Source organism: Herbiconiux liangxiaofengii, from assembly GCF_041927335.1.
Lineage (GTDB): Bacteria > Actinomycetota > Actinomycetes > Actinomycetales > Microbacteriaceae > Herbiconiux > Herbiconiux liangxiaofengii.
The window spans coordinates 149,084-163,194 of sequence record NZ_JBHFHD010000001.1 but is presented as its reverse complement, the minus strand read 5'-3'; the positions used below and the strand labels follow the sequence as shown (position 1 = coordinate 163,194).

The 14,111-nt window shown below is 71.1% G+C and carries 12 protein-coding genes; 2 read left to right on the top strand and 10 right to left on the bottom strand.

Features of this window, described 5'->3' with window-relative positions:
- Positions 1 to 7 precede the first annotated feature (7 nt).
- A complete protein-coding gene (locus ACEXOR_RS00730; RefSeq protein ID WP_374847433.1) occupies positions 8 to 916 on the bottom strand; it encodes an amidase domain-containing protein in 909 nt (302 codons plus the stop codon).
- Between the two features lie 89 nt (positions 917 to 1,005).
- Between ACEXOR_RS00730 and ACEXOR_RS00725 the strand changes: the two genes are divergently transcribed.
- Entirely contained in the window at positions 1,006 to 3,633 is a 2,628-nt protein-coding gene (locus ACEXOR_RS00725; RefSeq protein WP_374847432.1) for an excinuclease ABC subunit UvrA, read from the top strand.
- A 51-nt stretch (positions 3,634 to 3,684) separates the two neighbouring features.
- Here ACEXOR_RS00725 and ACEXOR_RS00720 read toward each other — a convergent pair whose 3' ends face one another.
- From ACEXOR_RS00720 to ACEXOR_RS00680, 9 genes are all read right to left on the bottom strand, one after another.
- Complete coding sequence (locus ACEXOR_RS00720) at positions 3,685 to 4,287, bottom strand: hypothetical protein (RefSeq protein WP_374847431.1); 603 nt, start codon at positions 4,285 to 4,287, stop codon at positions 3,685 to 3,687.
- 17 nt (positions 4,288 to 4,304) lie between these two features.
- The gene (locus ACEXOR_RS00715; protein ID WP_374847430.1) at positions 4,305 to 5,036 is read right to left on the bottom strand and encodes a class F sortase; all 732 of its coding nucleotides are present in this window, start codon (positions 5,034 to 5,036) and stop codon (positions 4,305 to 4,307) included.
- Complete coding sequence (locus ACEXOR_RS00710; protein ID WP_374847429.1) at positions 5,033 to 5,185, bottom strand: hypothetical protein; 153 nt, start codon at positions 5,183 to 5,185, stop codon at positions 5,033 to 5,035. The genes ACEXOR_RS00715 and ACEXOR_RS00710 overlap by 4 nt, the downstream gene beginning before the upstream one ends.
- Positions 5,182 to 5,943, bottom strand: a complete 762-nt coding sequence (locus tag ACEXOR_RS00705) for a phosphate ABC transporter ATP-binding protein (RefSeq protein ID WP_374847466.1) — start codon at positions 5,941 to 5,943, stop codon at positions 5,182 to 5,184. The genes ACEXOR_RS00710 and ACEXOR_RS00705 overlap by 4 nt, the downstream gene beginning before the upstream one ends.
- A 268-nt stretch (positions 5,944 to 6,211) precedes the next feature.
- A complete protein-coding gene (locus ACEXOR_RS00700; RefSeq protein ID WP_374847428.1) occupies positions 6,212 to 7,189 on the bottom strand; it encodes a sortase in 978 nt (325 codons plus the stop codon).
- Positions 7,186 to 8,904 carry a substrate-binding domain-containing protein gene (locus ACEXOR_RS00695; protein WP_374847427.1) on the bottom strand — a complete coding sequence of 573 codons (1,719 nt, stop codon included), beginning with the start codon at positions 8,902 to 8,904 and terminating at the stop codon, positions 7,186 to 7,188. Before ACEXOR_RS00695 ends, ACEXOR_RS00700 begins: the two co-directional genes overlap by 4 nt.
- Positions 8,901 to 10,295, bottom strand: coding sequence for a phosphate ABC transporter permease PstA (gene pstA / locus ACEXOR_RS00690; RefSeq protein WP_374847426.1), 1,395 nt, complete (start codon positions 10,293 to 10,295; stop codon positions 8,901 to 8,903). Before pstA ends, ACEXOR_RS00695 begins: the two co-directional genes overlap by 4 nt.
- Positions 10,295 to 11,413: a phosphate ABC transporter permease subunit PstC gene (pstC, locus tag ACEXOR_RS00685; protein ID WP_374847424.1), complete on the bottom strand. Its 1,119-nt coding sequence runs from the start codon at positions 11,411 to 11,413 to the stop codon at positions 10,295 to 10,297. The genes pstA and pstC overlap by 1 nt, the downstream gene beginning before the upstream one ends.
- Positions 11,410 to 13,233 (bottom strand): hypothetical protein, encoded by a 1,824-nt coding sequence (locus tag ACEXOR_RS00680; RefSeq protein WP_374847423.1) that lies wholly within the window; start codon positions 13,231 to 13,233, stop codon positions 11,410 to 11,412. Before ACEXOR_RS00680 ends, pstC begins: the two co-directional genes overlap by 4 nt.
- 682 nt (positions 13,234 to 13,915) lie before the next feature.
- Between ACEXOR_RS00680 and ACEXOR_RS00675 the strand changes: the two genes are divergently transcribed.
- Positions 13,916 to 14,047: a hypothetical protein gene (locus tag ACEXOR_RS00675; protein WP_374847422.1), complete on the top strand. Its 132-nt coding sequence runs from the start codon at positions 13,916 to 13,918 to the stop codon at positions 14,045 to 14,047.
- Positions 14,048 to 14,111 lie beyond the last annotated feature (64 nt).

Here is a 14,111-nt window from a genome sequence, read left to right as displayed (position 1 = left end):
GGGCGGGTCAGGCGATCGACCAGAAGTGCGCGGTGCCGCCCGGGTTCTCGACCGTGATGGCCGTGTCGAGGTCGCGGTACTGGGCGTCGACGGTGTGGCCCACGAGCTTGATCGAGGTGGTGCCGTCGAGGTTCTTCGTGACCTTCGACACGATCATGGTGTGGTCGACACCGTTGTCGTTCTGCGGGTCCCAGTCGAACATCGCCACATCACCCACCTTCACCTGGTCGCGCTGCGTGAGCTCGAGGCGGGTGGTGTCGGGGCGGGAGGCGTAGTACGCGTCCATCTCGTTGCCGCGGATCCAGCTGTAGCTGTAGTCGCCCGTGGTGGCGTACTCGCTGAACCAGTCGTCGCTCTGGGTCCAGCCGCGCGCGAGCATCGCCTGGTTCACGAAGTTGCCGCAGTCGTTGTCGGGGAACTGGCCCCACTCGGCGAGGTTGTAGTCCTTCCAGTACGTGAAGGCGTAGTTCATCTGGCTGTCGACCGGGGTCTGGATCTCGTAGCCGAAGCCGTTCTCCAGGGTCACCACCGAGCCGTCGTCGAGCGTCACCGTCACGGGCACGGAGGCCACCGCGTAGTCGACGGATGCGGGGGTCACCGCGGTGAGCGATCCGTCGTCGACCACGGCGAAGCTCGGGGCCGCCTCGGTGCCGAACTGCACGGCGGTGACGACCGAATCGCCGTCGAAGCCCGCGCCGGTCACCGTGACCTCGGCTCCGCCGGTGAGGCTGCCGGTGGCGGGCGAGACGGCTTCGACCGACACGCGCTCGGTCGCGGCGGCGGCCTGAGCGGCGCCGTCGGCGGAGACGGCCGATTCGGAGGTCGATCCGGAGGCGACGCATCCGGTGAGGGCGAGGGTGCAGACGGCGAGCGCGCCGATGAGCAGGGTGAACGGTCGGGTACTGCGTGGGGGCATGTGCTCCATGCCAACACATCTTCATTTGTGTCCCCTATGAAGGGGACACCGAAGGGCGATTCCGGGCGGTTGAGGGCAGACTGGATCAGATGACCTCCTCTGAGCCGCGCCCCGCCGACACGACGTTCGACCTGGTGCGGGTTCGGGGGGCGCGCGAGCACAACCTGCAGAACGTCGACGTGGACGTTCCGCGCGACGCACTCGTGGCCTTCACCGGCATCTCGGGCTCCGGCAAGAGCTCGCTGGCCTTCGGCACCCTCTACGCCGAGGCGCAGCGCCGGTACTTCGAGTCGGTCGCGCCGTACGCGCGGCGCCTGATCGACCAGGTGGGGGTGCCCGACGTCGACTCGATCCAGGGGCTCCCACCCGCGGTGGCGCTCCCGCAGCAGCGCACGGGCGGCAGCGCCCGCTCCACCGTGGGCAGCGCCACCACCATCGCCACCGTGGTGCGCATGCTCTTCTCGCGGGTGGGCACCTACCCGCCCGGCGCCCCGATGCTCTTCGCCGAGGACTTCTCGGCCAACACCGTGCAGGGCGCCTGCCCCACCTGCCACGGGCTCGGCCGCGTGTACGACGTGCCGCTCGAGCTCATGGTGCCCGACGACGGCCTGAGCATCCGTGACGGCGCCCTCGCCGCCTGGCCCACCGCCTGGCACGGCAAGCAGCTGCGCGACAGCCTCATCTCGCTGGGCTACGACATCGACGTTCCGTGGCGCGACCTGAGCGAGGAGCAGCGCACCTGGGCCCTGTTCACCGACGAGTCGCCGCAGGTGCCCATCTTCACCGACCGCTCGCCCGCCGAGGTGCGCAAGGCCGTGGCGGCCGGGCGCGAACCGCGCTACATGAGCACGTTCCTCGGCGTGCGGCGGTACGTGCTCGACACCTTCGCGAACTCCAAGAGCGCCCGGATGCGGGAACGCGCGTCGACCTTCATGAAGAGCGTCGTGTGCCCCACCTGCGACGGCCGGCGGCTGAAGCCCGAGGCTCTCGCGGTGACCTTCGAGGGCCGCACCATCACCGAGGTGGCCGCGATGCCGCTGGACGACGTGGCCGCGCTGATGGCCGGGGCGCTGGAGCCGGGGTGGGAGCCCGCGGGCGTGGGCGCATCCGGAGCCGGCGTGGGCGCGGCCCGAGGCGAGAGCGGTGCAGCCGCCGGCCCGCTCGCCCCCGAGAAACGTCTCGCCGCCCAGCGCCTGGTGGGCGAGCTGCTCGCCCGCCTCGGTCCCATCACCGACCTCGGGCTCGGCTACCTCTCGCTCGACCGCACCACCCCAACGCTCTCCTCGGGCGAGCTGCAGCGCATGCGCTTGGCCACCCAGGTACTCTCGCAGCTGTTCGGCGTGGTGTTCGTGCTCGACGAGCCCTCGGCGGGCCTGCATCCGGCCGACACCCAGGCGCTCCTCGGCATCCTGCGCACCCTGCGCGACAACGGCAACACGGTGTTCTTCGTCGAGCACTCCCTCGACGTCATCCGCGAGGCCGACTGGATCGTCGACATCGGACCGGGTGCGGGCGCCGCGGGCGGCACGGTCGTTTACTCGGGCCCCCTCGAGGGCCTGCGCGAGGCCGACGAGTCGGTGACCAGGCGTTACCTCTTCGAGAACGCGGGGCCGGTTCCGGATGCGCCCGGGCCCCGCCCGGCCGGCGAGCGCCTCGAGCTCACCGACGTGTCGCGCAACAACCTGTCGCACCTCTCGGTGTCGTTCCCGCTCGGCTGCCTCACCGCCGTGACCGGCGTCTCGGGGTCGGGCAAGTCGACGCTCGTGAACCAGGCCCTGCCCGACCTACTGCGCCAGAGCCTCGCCAGCGAGCTCGACGACGCCGCGGAGACGGCATCCGACCCGGCGGCCGACGCCCCCGCCGACGACCTGCTGCTGACCCCGGCGCCCGCCGAGACGACGGGACGCGCCGTGGGCTCGGCCGAGCGGTTGCGGAGGGTGGTGCAGGTGAGCCAGAAGCCGATCGGCCGCACCCCGCGGTCGAACGTGGCGACCTATACGGGACTGTTCGACCGCATCCGGGCCCTGTTCGCGGCGACCCCGGAGGCGAAGCGGCGGCGCTACGCCGCGAGCCGGTTCTCGTTCAATCTGCCGAGCGGCCGCTGCCCCACCTGCAAGGGCGAGGGCACGATGGAGGTGGAGCTGCTGTTCCTGCCCACCGTGCACGCGCCCTGCAGCACCTGCCACGGCGCCCGGTACAACCCCGAGACCCTCGAGATCGAGCTGCACGGCGCGACCATCGCCGACGTGCTCGGCCTGAGCGTGGTGCGGGCGCGCGAGCTCTTCGCCGACGACCCCGAGGCGGTGCGGCACCTCGACGCGCTGCTGGACGTGGGGCTCGGCTACGTGGCCCTCGGGCAGCCGGCCACCGAGCTCTCGGGCGGCGAGGCGCAGCGGGTGAAACTCGCGTCGGAGCTCCGCCGGGCGCAGCGCGGCGACACTCTCTATCTGCTCGACGAGCCCACCTCTGGCCTGCACCCTGCCGACACCGACCGGTTGCTCGAGCACCTGCAGCGACTGGTGGACGGCGGCAACACGGTCATCCTGGTGGAGCACGACATGCGGGTGGTGGCCCAGGCCGACTGGGTGATCGATCTCGGCCCGGGCGCGGGCGACGCCGGCGGCACCGTGATGGCCGAGGGCACCCCGCGCGAGGTGGCCGCGGTGAAGGAGAGCACGACCGCGCCGTTCCTGGCGGCGGCCCTCGCCGAGCGGTAGCGCGGCGGGCTCGGCGGGCTCACCGCCAACAGCCGCCGGCGCCGCGGCCGGTCAGCGCGGCACGTTCCGCCCGATGTTCCGCACGGGCCGGCGGCGCTCGGCCTCGAGCAGGGGCGGCGGAGCGACCCGCAACTCGGCGATCACCGGCACCTGGAGGAACGCCAGCGGCGGAACCGGCCGCTGAGCTCCGCCCGGGTCGACGCCGAGCCGGGCGAACGCCCTCTCGAACACGGCGAGCGCGTCGTTGCGGTCGCGCCAGTTGTCGTAGAACCGGCTGGCCAGCACGAGCGGGGTGCCGCGCAGGGTGTGCACCCAGCCGAACTGGCGCGAGTCGGGCAGCCGGGCGCAGCGCGGCACGAACAGGCTGCGATGGCGGGCGATGCTCTCCAGACTCTCCCTCGCGCGTTCGGCCGACGAGAAGAGCGTGGCGGAGTGGGCGAGCTCCTGGTGACCGCTCGAGAACACCCGCCAGATCACCGACTGGCGCTCGGGCTCCATCGGTTCCACGAGCGGCCCCTGCACGGCGGAGGTGTGGCCCGGCTGGTACCGGTCGGGGAGGGCCCGGAGCAGGTCGCGCCGGTGCGCGATCCAGCGGGTGCGATCCTCGCGCGCGAGGTCGGTGAAGACGGCGTAGCCGAGCGGATGATGCGTCATGTGCGTTCGTCGGCCGTTCAGCTGCCGGCCAGGCGGGCGAAGATCACCAGGTTCTGGGTGGAGGCCTGGGAGTCGTCGTACTGGAAGCAGGTGACGAGAACCAGTCGCCCCGGAACCTGCTCCCAGAGTTCGGACTGCTGGTCGACCGAGGCCTTGTCGTAGCGCTGCACGTCGGTGACCACGTAGTCGTAGACCGCCTCGGGGGTCTCCACCGCGATCGCATCGCCCGCCGCGACGGCGCTCTGCTCGTTCGGCACGTCGAGCAGCGGGTTGAACACGGCCCCGCCGCCGCGGAAGGTGTGCCCGGCGATGTACACCGTGTTGCCGGCCGCCGGCCCGGCGACCCCGTACGCCGAGAGCCAATAGGCGAAGGTGGGGCCCGGCGGGTCGACCACGCCTCCGGGGGCGACATCCATCGCCCGCACCGCGGTGCTCAACCCGACCGCGGGAATGCTGAGCCCGATCGGCTGGCCCGGCACGGGCGGCCGATCCGGCACCGGGTCCGACGCGGCGTCGCCCGCCCCCGCCTGGGCGAGCTCGGCCGCGGCATCCTGGGCCATGGCGGGCGGGAAGGCCGTGGCGGGGCTCGCGGGCGCGGCCCAGGTACCCGGGGCTGCCCCCGGGAACAGCAGGGGGGCCACCAGCACGGCCAGCACCCCGAGCGCCCCCAGCGCCACGACGAGGCTCGCCCACGCCGTGATCGCGCCCCGCCGGCCGCTCGCGGGCCGGTCTCCTGCGTGTCGCGTCATCCGTTCGCCACCCCCGTGGTCGAGTCGATGGCTGCCGGCCAGGCCGCCCCCACCAGTCGGGCCGGCGCCGGCATCGCGAGGATCCAGCACAGCAGTCCCACGAGCAGGAAGGCCGAGACGGCGAGCCCCAGCACGCTCCGCCAGGTCACCCGAACCGGCCGTTGACGTAGTCGGTGGTGCGCTGATCCTGCGGATCGCCGAACATGGCCGAGGTGGCGCCGTGCTCCACGATCACCCCCGGGGTGTTCTGCGCGGCGAGGAAGAAGGCGCACTCGTCGGAGACCCGGGCCGCCTGCTGCATGTTGTGCGTGACGATCACCACGGTCACCTGACCCCGGAGCGAGGCGATGGTCTCCTCGACGCGCCGGGTGGAGGTGGGGTCCAGGGCCGAGCACGGTTCGTCCATCAGCAGCACCTGGGGCGACACGGCGAGGGAGCGGGCGATGCACAGGCGCTGCTGCTGGCCGCCCGAGAGACCGCCGCCCGGCTGCTCGAGCCGGTCTTTCACCTCGTCCCACAGGGCGGCCTTGCGCAAGGAGTCCTCGACGAGCAGGTCTTTCTGCTCGCGGGTGGCCCTGACGCCCGACATCTTCAGCCCGGCCACCACGTTCTCGAAGATGCTCATGGCGGGGAACGGGTTGGGTTTCTGGAAGATCATTCCGATGTTGCGCCGCGCCACCGTGATGCGCTGCGACGGCTCGTAGATGTTCTGGCCCGCGAGCCGCACCTCACCGAACAGCGACGCCGAGGGGATCATCTCGTGCATCCGGTTCAGGATGCGCAGGAAGGTCGACTTGCCGCACCCCGACGGCCCGATCAGCGCGGTCACCTTGCCGGCCTCCATGGTGAGGGAGACCCGGTCGAGCACCTTGCGGGAGCCGAACCAGGCCGAGATGTTGTCGGCCACGAGCTCCGCCGCCGTGCTCTCGCCGAACAGCTCGCGCCGCACCTGCTCCTCGTCGAACCCGCCCTGGGCGAGGATCGAGTCGAACGGCCGCCCCAGCGGTTCGGTGATCTCACCCACCGGGGCCTCGGCCGGGCCGTACGCCGGCGCCAGGGCCGGCGCCTCCGCCGTCGCCTTTGCCGTCGGGGGCGGGCTGTCGATCGCGGCGGATCGGTTCGGAATCAGGGGGAATCTCATCGGTCTCCTTCGAGCGGGGCGGGCTGCATGCTGATCACAGCAGGTTCGGCAGCAGCCATTGGTTCACGGCACCGGCGGCGAGGATGCCGACGGCGAGCACGGCGGGGCCGCAGATGATCCAGGCCTGCCAGCGCCCCCACCGCTTCCAGAGCAGGGTGGTGCCGATGGCCAGGCCCACGAGCAGCTGGAGCAGCAGTACGAGGCCGAACAGGTTCGACGTGTCGACCCCCATCGCCGCCTCCGAGGTGGGCAGAGCTCCGGTGGGCAGACCCACGGCGGGGCGACCGAGCCCGTCGCCGACGAGGCGCGCGTCGACGCGGTACACCTCCGTCGGGAAGAACGGGTACCCCGACGCCGTCGTGAGCGTGAGGCGACCCTCGGTTCCCACCGGAGCGGGAGGAGCCTGGTCGCCGGGCATCCGCGACCCGGTCACCTCGTAGGTGCAGGTGCCCTGTCCCATCGAGACGGTGAAGGTGGAGCCCACGGCGAGGTTCTTGAACGACTGCCCCACTCCCCCGTAGGCGCCGGCGCGGGCCATCAGCACCGCGGTTCCGAGCTGACAGGGCAGCGCGGTGTCACGGCGGTGGCCGATGCCCACCATGGTCTGCGCGGAGGCGGTGCCCTCCACCACCACCTCGTGGCCGATGCCGATGTCGGGCGCGCTGAGCACCGCGATCGGCGTGCCGGGCGTCACCAGCGTGCCGTCGCTGTTCAGTGGGCCCGTGGGTGCGGCCCCCTGCGCCAGGCTCAGCCGGATCTGCTCATAGAGGGCGGCCTGGCTGGCGTAGTGCTGCACCTGCGAGATGAAGGTCACGTTCACCAGCAGCGCGATGATCGTCACCGAGGCCATGGTGAGCACGAGCGAGAGCCACTTCTCGAAGGGCGGCGCCTCGACCCAGCGCGGTGCGCCGGCTCCATCCGGGCGGCGCGATCGTCGCGGCCTGGGCGTGTCGGCCAGCAAGCCCTCCCGGGGTTCGGGAGGGGTGGTGGAGAGGGTCGTCACCGCGGTCACCGCCGCCCGGATGTCGAGCCGCGGCGGCCCGCCAGCCGCGACACGAGGGGCGGCCCGAGCAGCAGGGCGGCGCCGAGCCCCGCGGCGAGCAGCATCAGCGTCTGCGGCCCGGCCCAGCCCTGCTGCCCGGGCAGCACCGTCGAAACCGGGGTCACGGCGAGGCCCGCCACCGTGCTGCCCGTGCTGCTGCCGACCGAGCCGGAGCACACCCCGGTGTCGGCGTCGCACACCGGGGCGGAGCCGGCGGCCGCTCCTTGGGCGGCCGGAGCGGCCGCGGCCGGAGCGCCGCCCGTGGCCGCGGTGGGGTCGCTCGCCGCAGGGGCGGCGGCCTCGCCGCTGCCCGCCTCGAACGTGGGCCCCGACGCCGCCACTCCCGACCCGGCGAGCCGCCAGGGCGCCTGGCAGGCCTCGTCGCAACCGGCGGGGAACGGAGCCGTGTCGACGAGCACGTTGTGCGAGGGGTCGTCTCCGGGCTGGAAGGTGGGGTTGTTGCACGGGTTGCCGCCGTTGGCATCGAGGGTGCTGTTCTTCACCGCGTCGAGCTTGGCGACCGTCTCGGCATCGATGCCGGGGATCTTGCGCACCTCCTCCAGAGCCGCGAGCACGAGGTTCATCGGCAGCGGCGAGTACCCGAGCGGCCCCATCTTGCGTTGGCCCTCGCAGAGGGAGTACTGCGTGAAGAAGCCGAGCGTGGCGCCCTTGGCGGTGTCGAAGCCGGCGGTGGTCTGCGTGGGCACGAAGAAGTACGAGTAGGCCGAGAGCGCGTACGACCGCGGATCGCCGTACTGGTACACGGCCGACAGATCCTGCGAGAGGTAGTTCGGGTCGTTCTGGTCGGTGTTGATGCGGGCCTGGATGAGGGCCACCGCCACCGCCCCCTCCGACGGCACCGTGTAGAAGCCGGCCGCGTTCTTCAGCTGGGCCACCGGGTAGCCCACCTGCTGGGCGTAGGAGTACTCGTCGTAGTTGATCGTGTACTCGGTGTTCTGGGTGTAGGTCGTCACACCCACCGACCCCGACTGCGGCACGAAGTTCGGCAGGTTCGCGGCCGGGAAGTAGCTGGTGGCGTGGGCGCCGTCACACGCACCGGAGGCGCTGCAGAGGGCTTGATAGGCGGCCGGGAACTGGCGCAGCATCCACAGGGTGAATTGCGCCGTCGCCCCCGAGCCGTCGGAGCGCACCACCACGGTGATGGGGGCGTCGGGGAGGTTGACCCCCGGGTTGTCGGCGGCGATGGCCGGGTCGTTCCAGCGCAGGATCTGGCCCGAGAAGATGCCCGCGGCGGCCTCCTGCGAGAGCTTGAGCTCGGTGTACCGCGATCCGTTCACGGGCAGGTTGTACATGAACGAGGTGCCACCGGCCACCATCGGCATCTGGGAGAAGCCGAACTCGGGGTAGCTGGTGTCACGCGGGTCGGCGGTGTCGCCGCGGTACGGGATCTCCGAGACCGTGAAGTCGGTGCCCACCTGGGCGGCGAAGTCCTTGCGTCCCTGCGAGGAGCCGTTGGGGTTGTAGTCGACGGTGACGCCCTGGTTCTTCACATCGGCCTGCCACTGCAGCACGGCGTTGCCCGCCCAGCTCGAACCGGCGCCCGAGATGCGCTGATAGCTCACCGCCGAGGCGGGGCCGGCGGTGAGGGCGATGGCCGCGAGGCAGAGCAGCGCACCGATCGAGGCGGTGAGCGAGCGGCGGCGGGCTGAGGTGCGGCGGGTCATCGGGGTTCTCCGGTCGGGTCGGGCTGATCGGTGGGCTGGACGGGGTCGGTGCGCTGGATGGGGTCGGTGGGCCGGGCAGGCTCGGTGGACCGAGTGGGCTCAGCGGGCAGTACCGGGTCGGGCGGGGGGAACCCCAGCTCGGTCTCCAGCGCCGCCGACCAGCCCGGGTTGGCGGCGTACCACCGCCGTTCGGCGGCCGAGCGGCGGCTGCGGCGCATCCGCTTGGCCGTGTCGACCGAGCGCCGGGACAGCCGCTGCCGTTGGCGCGGTGTGAGCTTGCCCGGCTCCTGGCCGCCGATCGCCCGGGCGATCAGGAACAGCACGAGCACCAGCACCAGCAGGAAGGCGGCGGTGGCGAAGCCGCGCGCCTTCATGGTGTTCTGCGAGCTCTTCACGAACTCCAGCGCGGCGAGCGGCAGCGAGGTCATCGGGCCGTCGAACGGGTTGAAGTTGAGGTTCGACGTGACGCCCGCCGTGAGCAGCACCGGGGCGGTCTCACCGATTCCGTGGGCGGTGGCCAGGATGATCGCAGTGGTGAGCCCCGAACGCACCGTCGGCAGCACCACGCGCCAGATCACCGACCACTGGCCCGCGCCGAGCGCGAGCCCCGCCTCACGCAGGTTGCCGGGCACGAGGCGCAGCACGACGTCGGAGGAGCGGATCATGATCGGCAGCATCAGCACCGTGATCGCCAGCGCCGCGGCGAACCCGTTGAACTGGTGGGTGAACGCCACGATCACGGCGGCGTAGATGAACAGTCCCGCCACCACCGAGGGCAACGCGGTCATGGCCTCCACGATGGTGCGCACGAACCGGGCGAGCCGCCCGCCCACCTCGTTGAGGAAGATGGCCGTCGTGAGCCCGAGCGGAACGGTGATGATCAACGCGATGCTGATCTGCACGATGGTTCCCACCAGGGCGTACAGGATGCCGCCCGAGTCGAGCTCGGCCAGCGGGCCGACGCCGCCCATGTCCTGCGTGAAGAAGTGCAGGCGCTGCCAGAAGTCCTGGCCGCTCGCGGGGTCGACCATCTGGGCGAACACGTCGCGGCCGCTGATCAGCGTGAACACCACCACGAGGGCGAGCGACCCCACCACCACGACGCCGGCCGACCAGAGCAGCACCGTCCAGAACCGGTCGCGCACGGCAGGGCCACGCTCGCGCAGGAAGACGAGGGTGGTGTAGATGGCGACGAACCAGAGATACGAGACCACCAGCATCCAGGCCGGCGGGATGATGCCGATGACCACGGTGAAGAGCAGGCCGATGCTCAGTCCGGCCACCGCCGCGCCGCTCACCGTGAGCACGTCGTCGCGGGAGAACCCGATGATCACCCGGCCCGGTTCGTCGTCGATCTCGGGAAGGTCGAGTCGTGGAAGCGTCGTCGACATCAGCCCTCGCTCTCGGCGCCGGAGCGCGATCGGGAGATCACGATCGAGGCGGTGAAGTTCACCAGCATGGTGAGGATGAACAGCGCGAGCCCCGCGGCCATCAGCGCGCTCATCGCGAACGGGTTCGCCTCGCCGTACCGGAGGGCGATGTGGGCGGCGATGGAGTTCGCCCCGCGCTGCAGGATGTGGATGTTGATCTGGAAGATCGGCGCGATGATCAGGTAGATGGCGATCGTCTCGCCGAGCGCCCGGCCGAGCCCCAGCATCGTGCCGCCGATGATGCCGCCCTTGCCGAACGGCAGCACCACCGACTTGATCATGCCCCAGCGCGTGGCGCCGAGCGCGAAGGCCGCCTCCCGCTCGCCGATCGGCGCCCGGGAGAACGACTCCACCATCATCGAGGTCATGATCGGCACGATCATCAGTGCCACGACGAGCCCGGCGATGAAGGTCGACGAGGTGTAGAGCGAGTCGTTCGGCAGCGGGTTGTCGGGGTCGGCGCCGTCGACCGCGAAGATCGGGATCCAGCCGAACCAGGTCGACAGCCAGCGCGCGAACGGCACGATCTGCACCTGCAGGAACGCCAGCCCCCAGAGGCCGAACACCACCGAGGGCACGGCGGCCATCAGGTCGATGACCGAGCGCAGCATGCGCTGGAAGCCCCCGGTGGTCACCTCGGTGAGGAACAGCGCCATGCCGAGGGCCAGCGGCAGTGCGACCACGAGGGCCACCACGGCGATCAGCACCGTTCCGGTGAGCAGCGCGGCGATGCCGAAGGTGTTCGTCTCGGGCGACCACTGGGTCTCGGTGACGAACTCCACCACGCCCACGGCCGAGACCGCCTGCACGGCGTTCACGCTGAGGAAGATGCCCACCAGCACCATGATCAGCAGCACGATCAGCCCACCGCCGCGGCTGATGCCCCGGAAGACGCGGTCGCTCACCTCGGCGACGCGGATGAGCTTCTGCGGCCGGGCGTCGTCGGCGTGCTCGTCGGGGTAGCCGGGCAGGCTGGTGGCGTGGCCGGGCTCCGCCGGCTGAGCGAGCGGATGCCGGTCAAGCGGCTGCTCGGAGTCGACCGGCGCGCCGCTCGTGGGGGGTGGCAGCAGCCCGGTCACTCTGCGGCCGCCTTCCGGCGCCGGCCGAGAACCGGCGCGATGATGCCCGCCAGGAGCGCTGCCGCCAGGCCGCCGACCAGTCCGAACTGGGGGAATCCGATCTCGGTGCGGCCGGTGGTGGCCGTGAGGGGCAGCGCAGCTTCGTTGGTCGCCGGAGTGGATGCCGGCCCGGTGGACGAGGCGGCCGGGGGCACCGTGCCGGGTCGGGCCGCCGGGCCCGCCGGGGCCGGAGCGGGCGCGGCCGCCGGCTTCGGTGCGACGGTGGGGGTCGGTGTGGGCGTGGCCGGCGCGGCCTCGGATTGCACTCCGCGGAGCTCCGAGATGCCGGTCGCCGCCTGGGCGACCAGCGCTCCCGAGAGCGGCGCGTATCCCACCGGCAGCGATCCGCTCGTGCCGTCGGTGCGCTGACCGTCGCCCGTGAGATACGAGAACGAGTCGGCCAGCACCGTCGCGGTCTCGGCCGTCAATCCGGCGCGCGCCACCTGGGCGTAGATCGGCATCGCCACGGGATACAGGCCGGCCGCGTAGTCGTCGTGCGTCATCGTCCCAACTCCCGTCGGGTTCTGCTCGAACCGGGTGGAGGCGCGGGTGAGGGTCTCGGCGTTGGCCGGGACGCAGGCGGTTCCGTCATCCGAGCAGAGATCCGCGGTGGGCAGCTGGTACCGCGCGGCCGTCGCGGCATCGGTGATGGAGAGCATCGAACGCCCGCCGATCGGCTGGGGCGTGTTCTGCGAGCGCCAGCCCTTCACCGCGCAGTTACCGCCGGTGGCCGGGTCGCACCACTCGGAGTTCACCGGGTACACACCGCGGAACGTGTTGCGGCCCGTCGTGGCCATGGTGTCGCTGCGGGGATGCAGGTCGTTGAGCGTCTGCGGGGAGAGCTCGTCGACGGCATCACGCTGGTACCAGCTGGGTTGTGGGTAGCTCGCGCTGTCGGGCGGGTAGCTGGCCGGGGCGTCGACGTAGAACTCGGGCAGCTCGGTGGCTTCGCGCTTCGCCTTCGCCTCCGCTTCGAGCCGGGGGCCGTCGACCACGCACTCCTTGTAGGTGCGGGCGGAGAAGAACGGGTTGATCGTGGTGCCGTACAGGTCGGGGCACCCGTCGAGAAAGCTGCGCGCGCCGTCGTCGGAGACGATCCAGGCCCAGAGGGCCGTCGCCGCATCGGAACGCAGGTTCTCGACCATCAGGTCGCCGGTGAAGGTGTTGAAACTGAACTCGGTGGCATACTTCAGCTGCGGATTGAGGGCGAGGAACTCCGGATCGCTGCCCAGATGGTTGGGTTGCGACCTCGCCCAGGGGGCCTTCGCGGCCGTCTGGGCGCCTCCCGTGTTATCGACGCCGGACAGGTAGGACTGCGTGAGCAGTTTGGCGACGAGCCGGGCGTTGAGTTTGATACCGGTCATCAGCGTGCCGTACTTGCGGATCTCCTGCTGCGCTGTGGCGAGATCGGGATACTTGCACTGCCCCGTGGCCTGCGCTTCGGTGATGGTGTCGGCATCGAAGCCGGGCCCGCCGCATCTCGGCCGGTAGTCGATGGTCGCCGCGATCACGACGCCGCTCACTGCGACCGGGGTGGTGACCGCTTTCGCCTGGTCGTCTACCGGGCGGCTGCTGAACACCGCCTGCAGCGAGCCGGCGCCGAGCTGCTGCCGGGCCTGCGCGTCGCCGAGTTGCGAGTATCCGAGAGACACCTGCGAGGTGGAGCATACCGCCGGGATCCAGGAGGCCATGGCGCCGGTGAGCATCTCGGAGCCCGCCGTGAGCACCTGAGCGCGGCCGTTGGGGCAGGTCGCGGCGACGTCGGCGAAGTCGAGCTTCACCTGCAGACGCTGCGCCCAGAGCGACGGGGCCAACGGGCCGGATGTGCCCAATGCCGCCGGGTTGTCACCGGTCAGCCGCGGAACGATCACCAACCAACAGGCGGGTGTACTCGGTGCGTCGGATCGGGAGCCGCACCCGAGGCCAGGTGCTTCGGAACCGGTTTGGACTTCCATCAGGCGGGTGACCCCGCCGTTCGGCTGCGCTCCGACGAGAGACAACTCGTTCGTCGTCTTCCTGGTGAAGAAGGTGTTCCCCTCTTCGTTCGCCTGTCCTTCCGCGCGGGTGGTCGTTCCATCGATCGAGGTGAAGGGGGCACTCCGGATTGGAGGCTCATCGGTATCCCAATCCCCACCTTTCACGAGGGGGTCGTTGTAGATGGCACGGGTCCAGTCGGTTCGGTTGGAACTGGGGTCCTGGTCTGCGCCGCCCGCGCCGACCTGGCACGTCGCAGGGTCTGGTGATGTCGACGTCAGATCGGGCTGTCCGTCTTTCGCAGGAGCCCCCCAGCACTGGAATATCTGAAAGTAACTGGGAAAGCCATTTATCGTCGCTGAACCGGACATCGAGATGGCGACCGACTGGTTCACCAGCTCGCGGGTCTGAGAGACCGTCACCTCGAGCCCGCCCCGGCCGTTCTGTGCCCCGAATGCACTTTCGTATCCGCTCCGCACCGTGGGATCGATGTCGCCGTACGTCTTGTCCGCCGTGTGCGGCAGCACGGTCGACGCGTCGCGAGACACCGTGTTCTCGGCGCTGTTTCGCGCATTGTCCCAGCGCACGGTGACCGGGCTCGACGAGCTGAAGGCCCCCTGAGCCCCCCATCCTTGAGACGGGGAGGGGGCTGCGGATGCAGTGGCCGGCTGCCCGAGCAGCATCG

What these genes read in the sequence shown, in the direction of transcription:
- ACEXOR_RS00675 (WP_374847422.1), top strand. Translation starts at nt 13,916, where the DNA reads ATGTCGCCGTACGTCTTGTCCGCCGTGTGCGGCAGCACGGTCGACGCG.
- ACEXOR_RS00730 (WP_374847433.1), bottom strand. Translation starts at nt 916, where the DNA reads ATGCCCCCACGCAGTACCCGACCGTTCACCCTGCTCATCGGCGCGCTC.
- ACEXOR_RS00695 (WP_374847427.1), bottom strand. Translation starts at nt 8,904, where the DNA reads ATGACCCGCCGCACCTCAGCCCGCCGCCGCTCGCTCACCGCCTCGATC.
- ACEXOR_RS00725 (WP_374847432.1), top strand. Translation starts at nt 1,006, where the DNA reads ATGACCTCCTCTGAGCCGCGCCCCGCCGACACGACGTTCGACCTGGTG.
- pstA (WP_374847426.1), bottom strand. Translation starts at nt 10,295, where the DNA reads ATGTCGACGACGCTTCCACGACTCGACCTTCCCGAGATCGACGACGAA.
- ACEXOR_RS00720 (WP_374847431.1), bottom strand. Translation starts at nt 4,287, where the DNA reads ATGACGCATCATCCGCTCGGCTACGCCGTCTTCACCGACCTCGCGCGC.
- ACEXOR_RS00715 (WP_374847430.1), bottom strand. Translation starts at nt 5,036, where the DNA reads ATGACGCGACACGCAGGAGACCGGCCCGCGAGCGGCCGGCGGGGCGCG.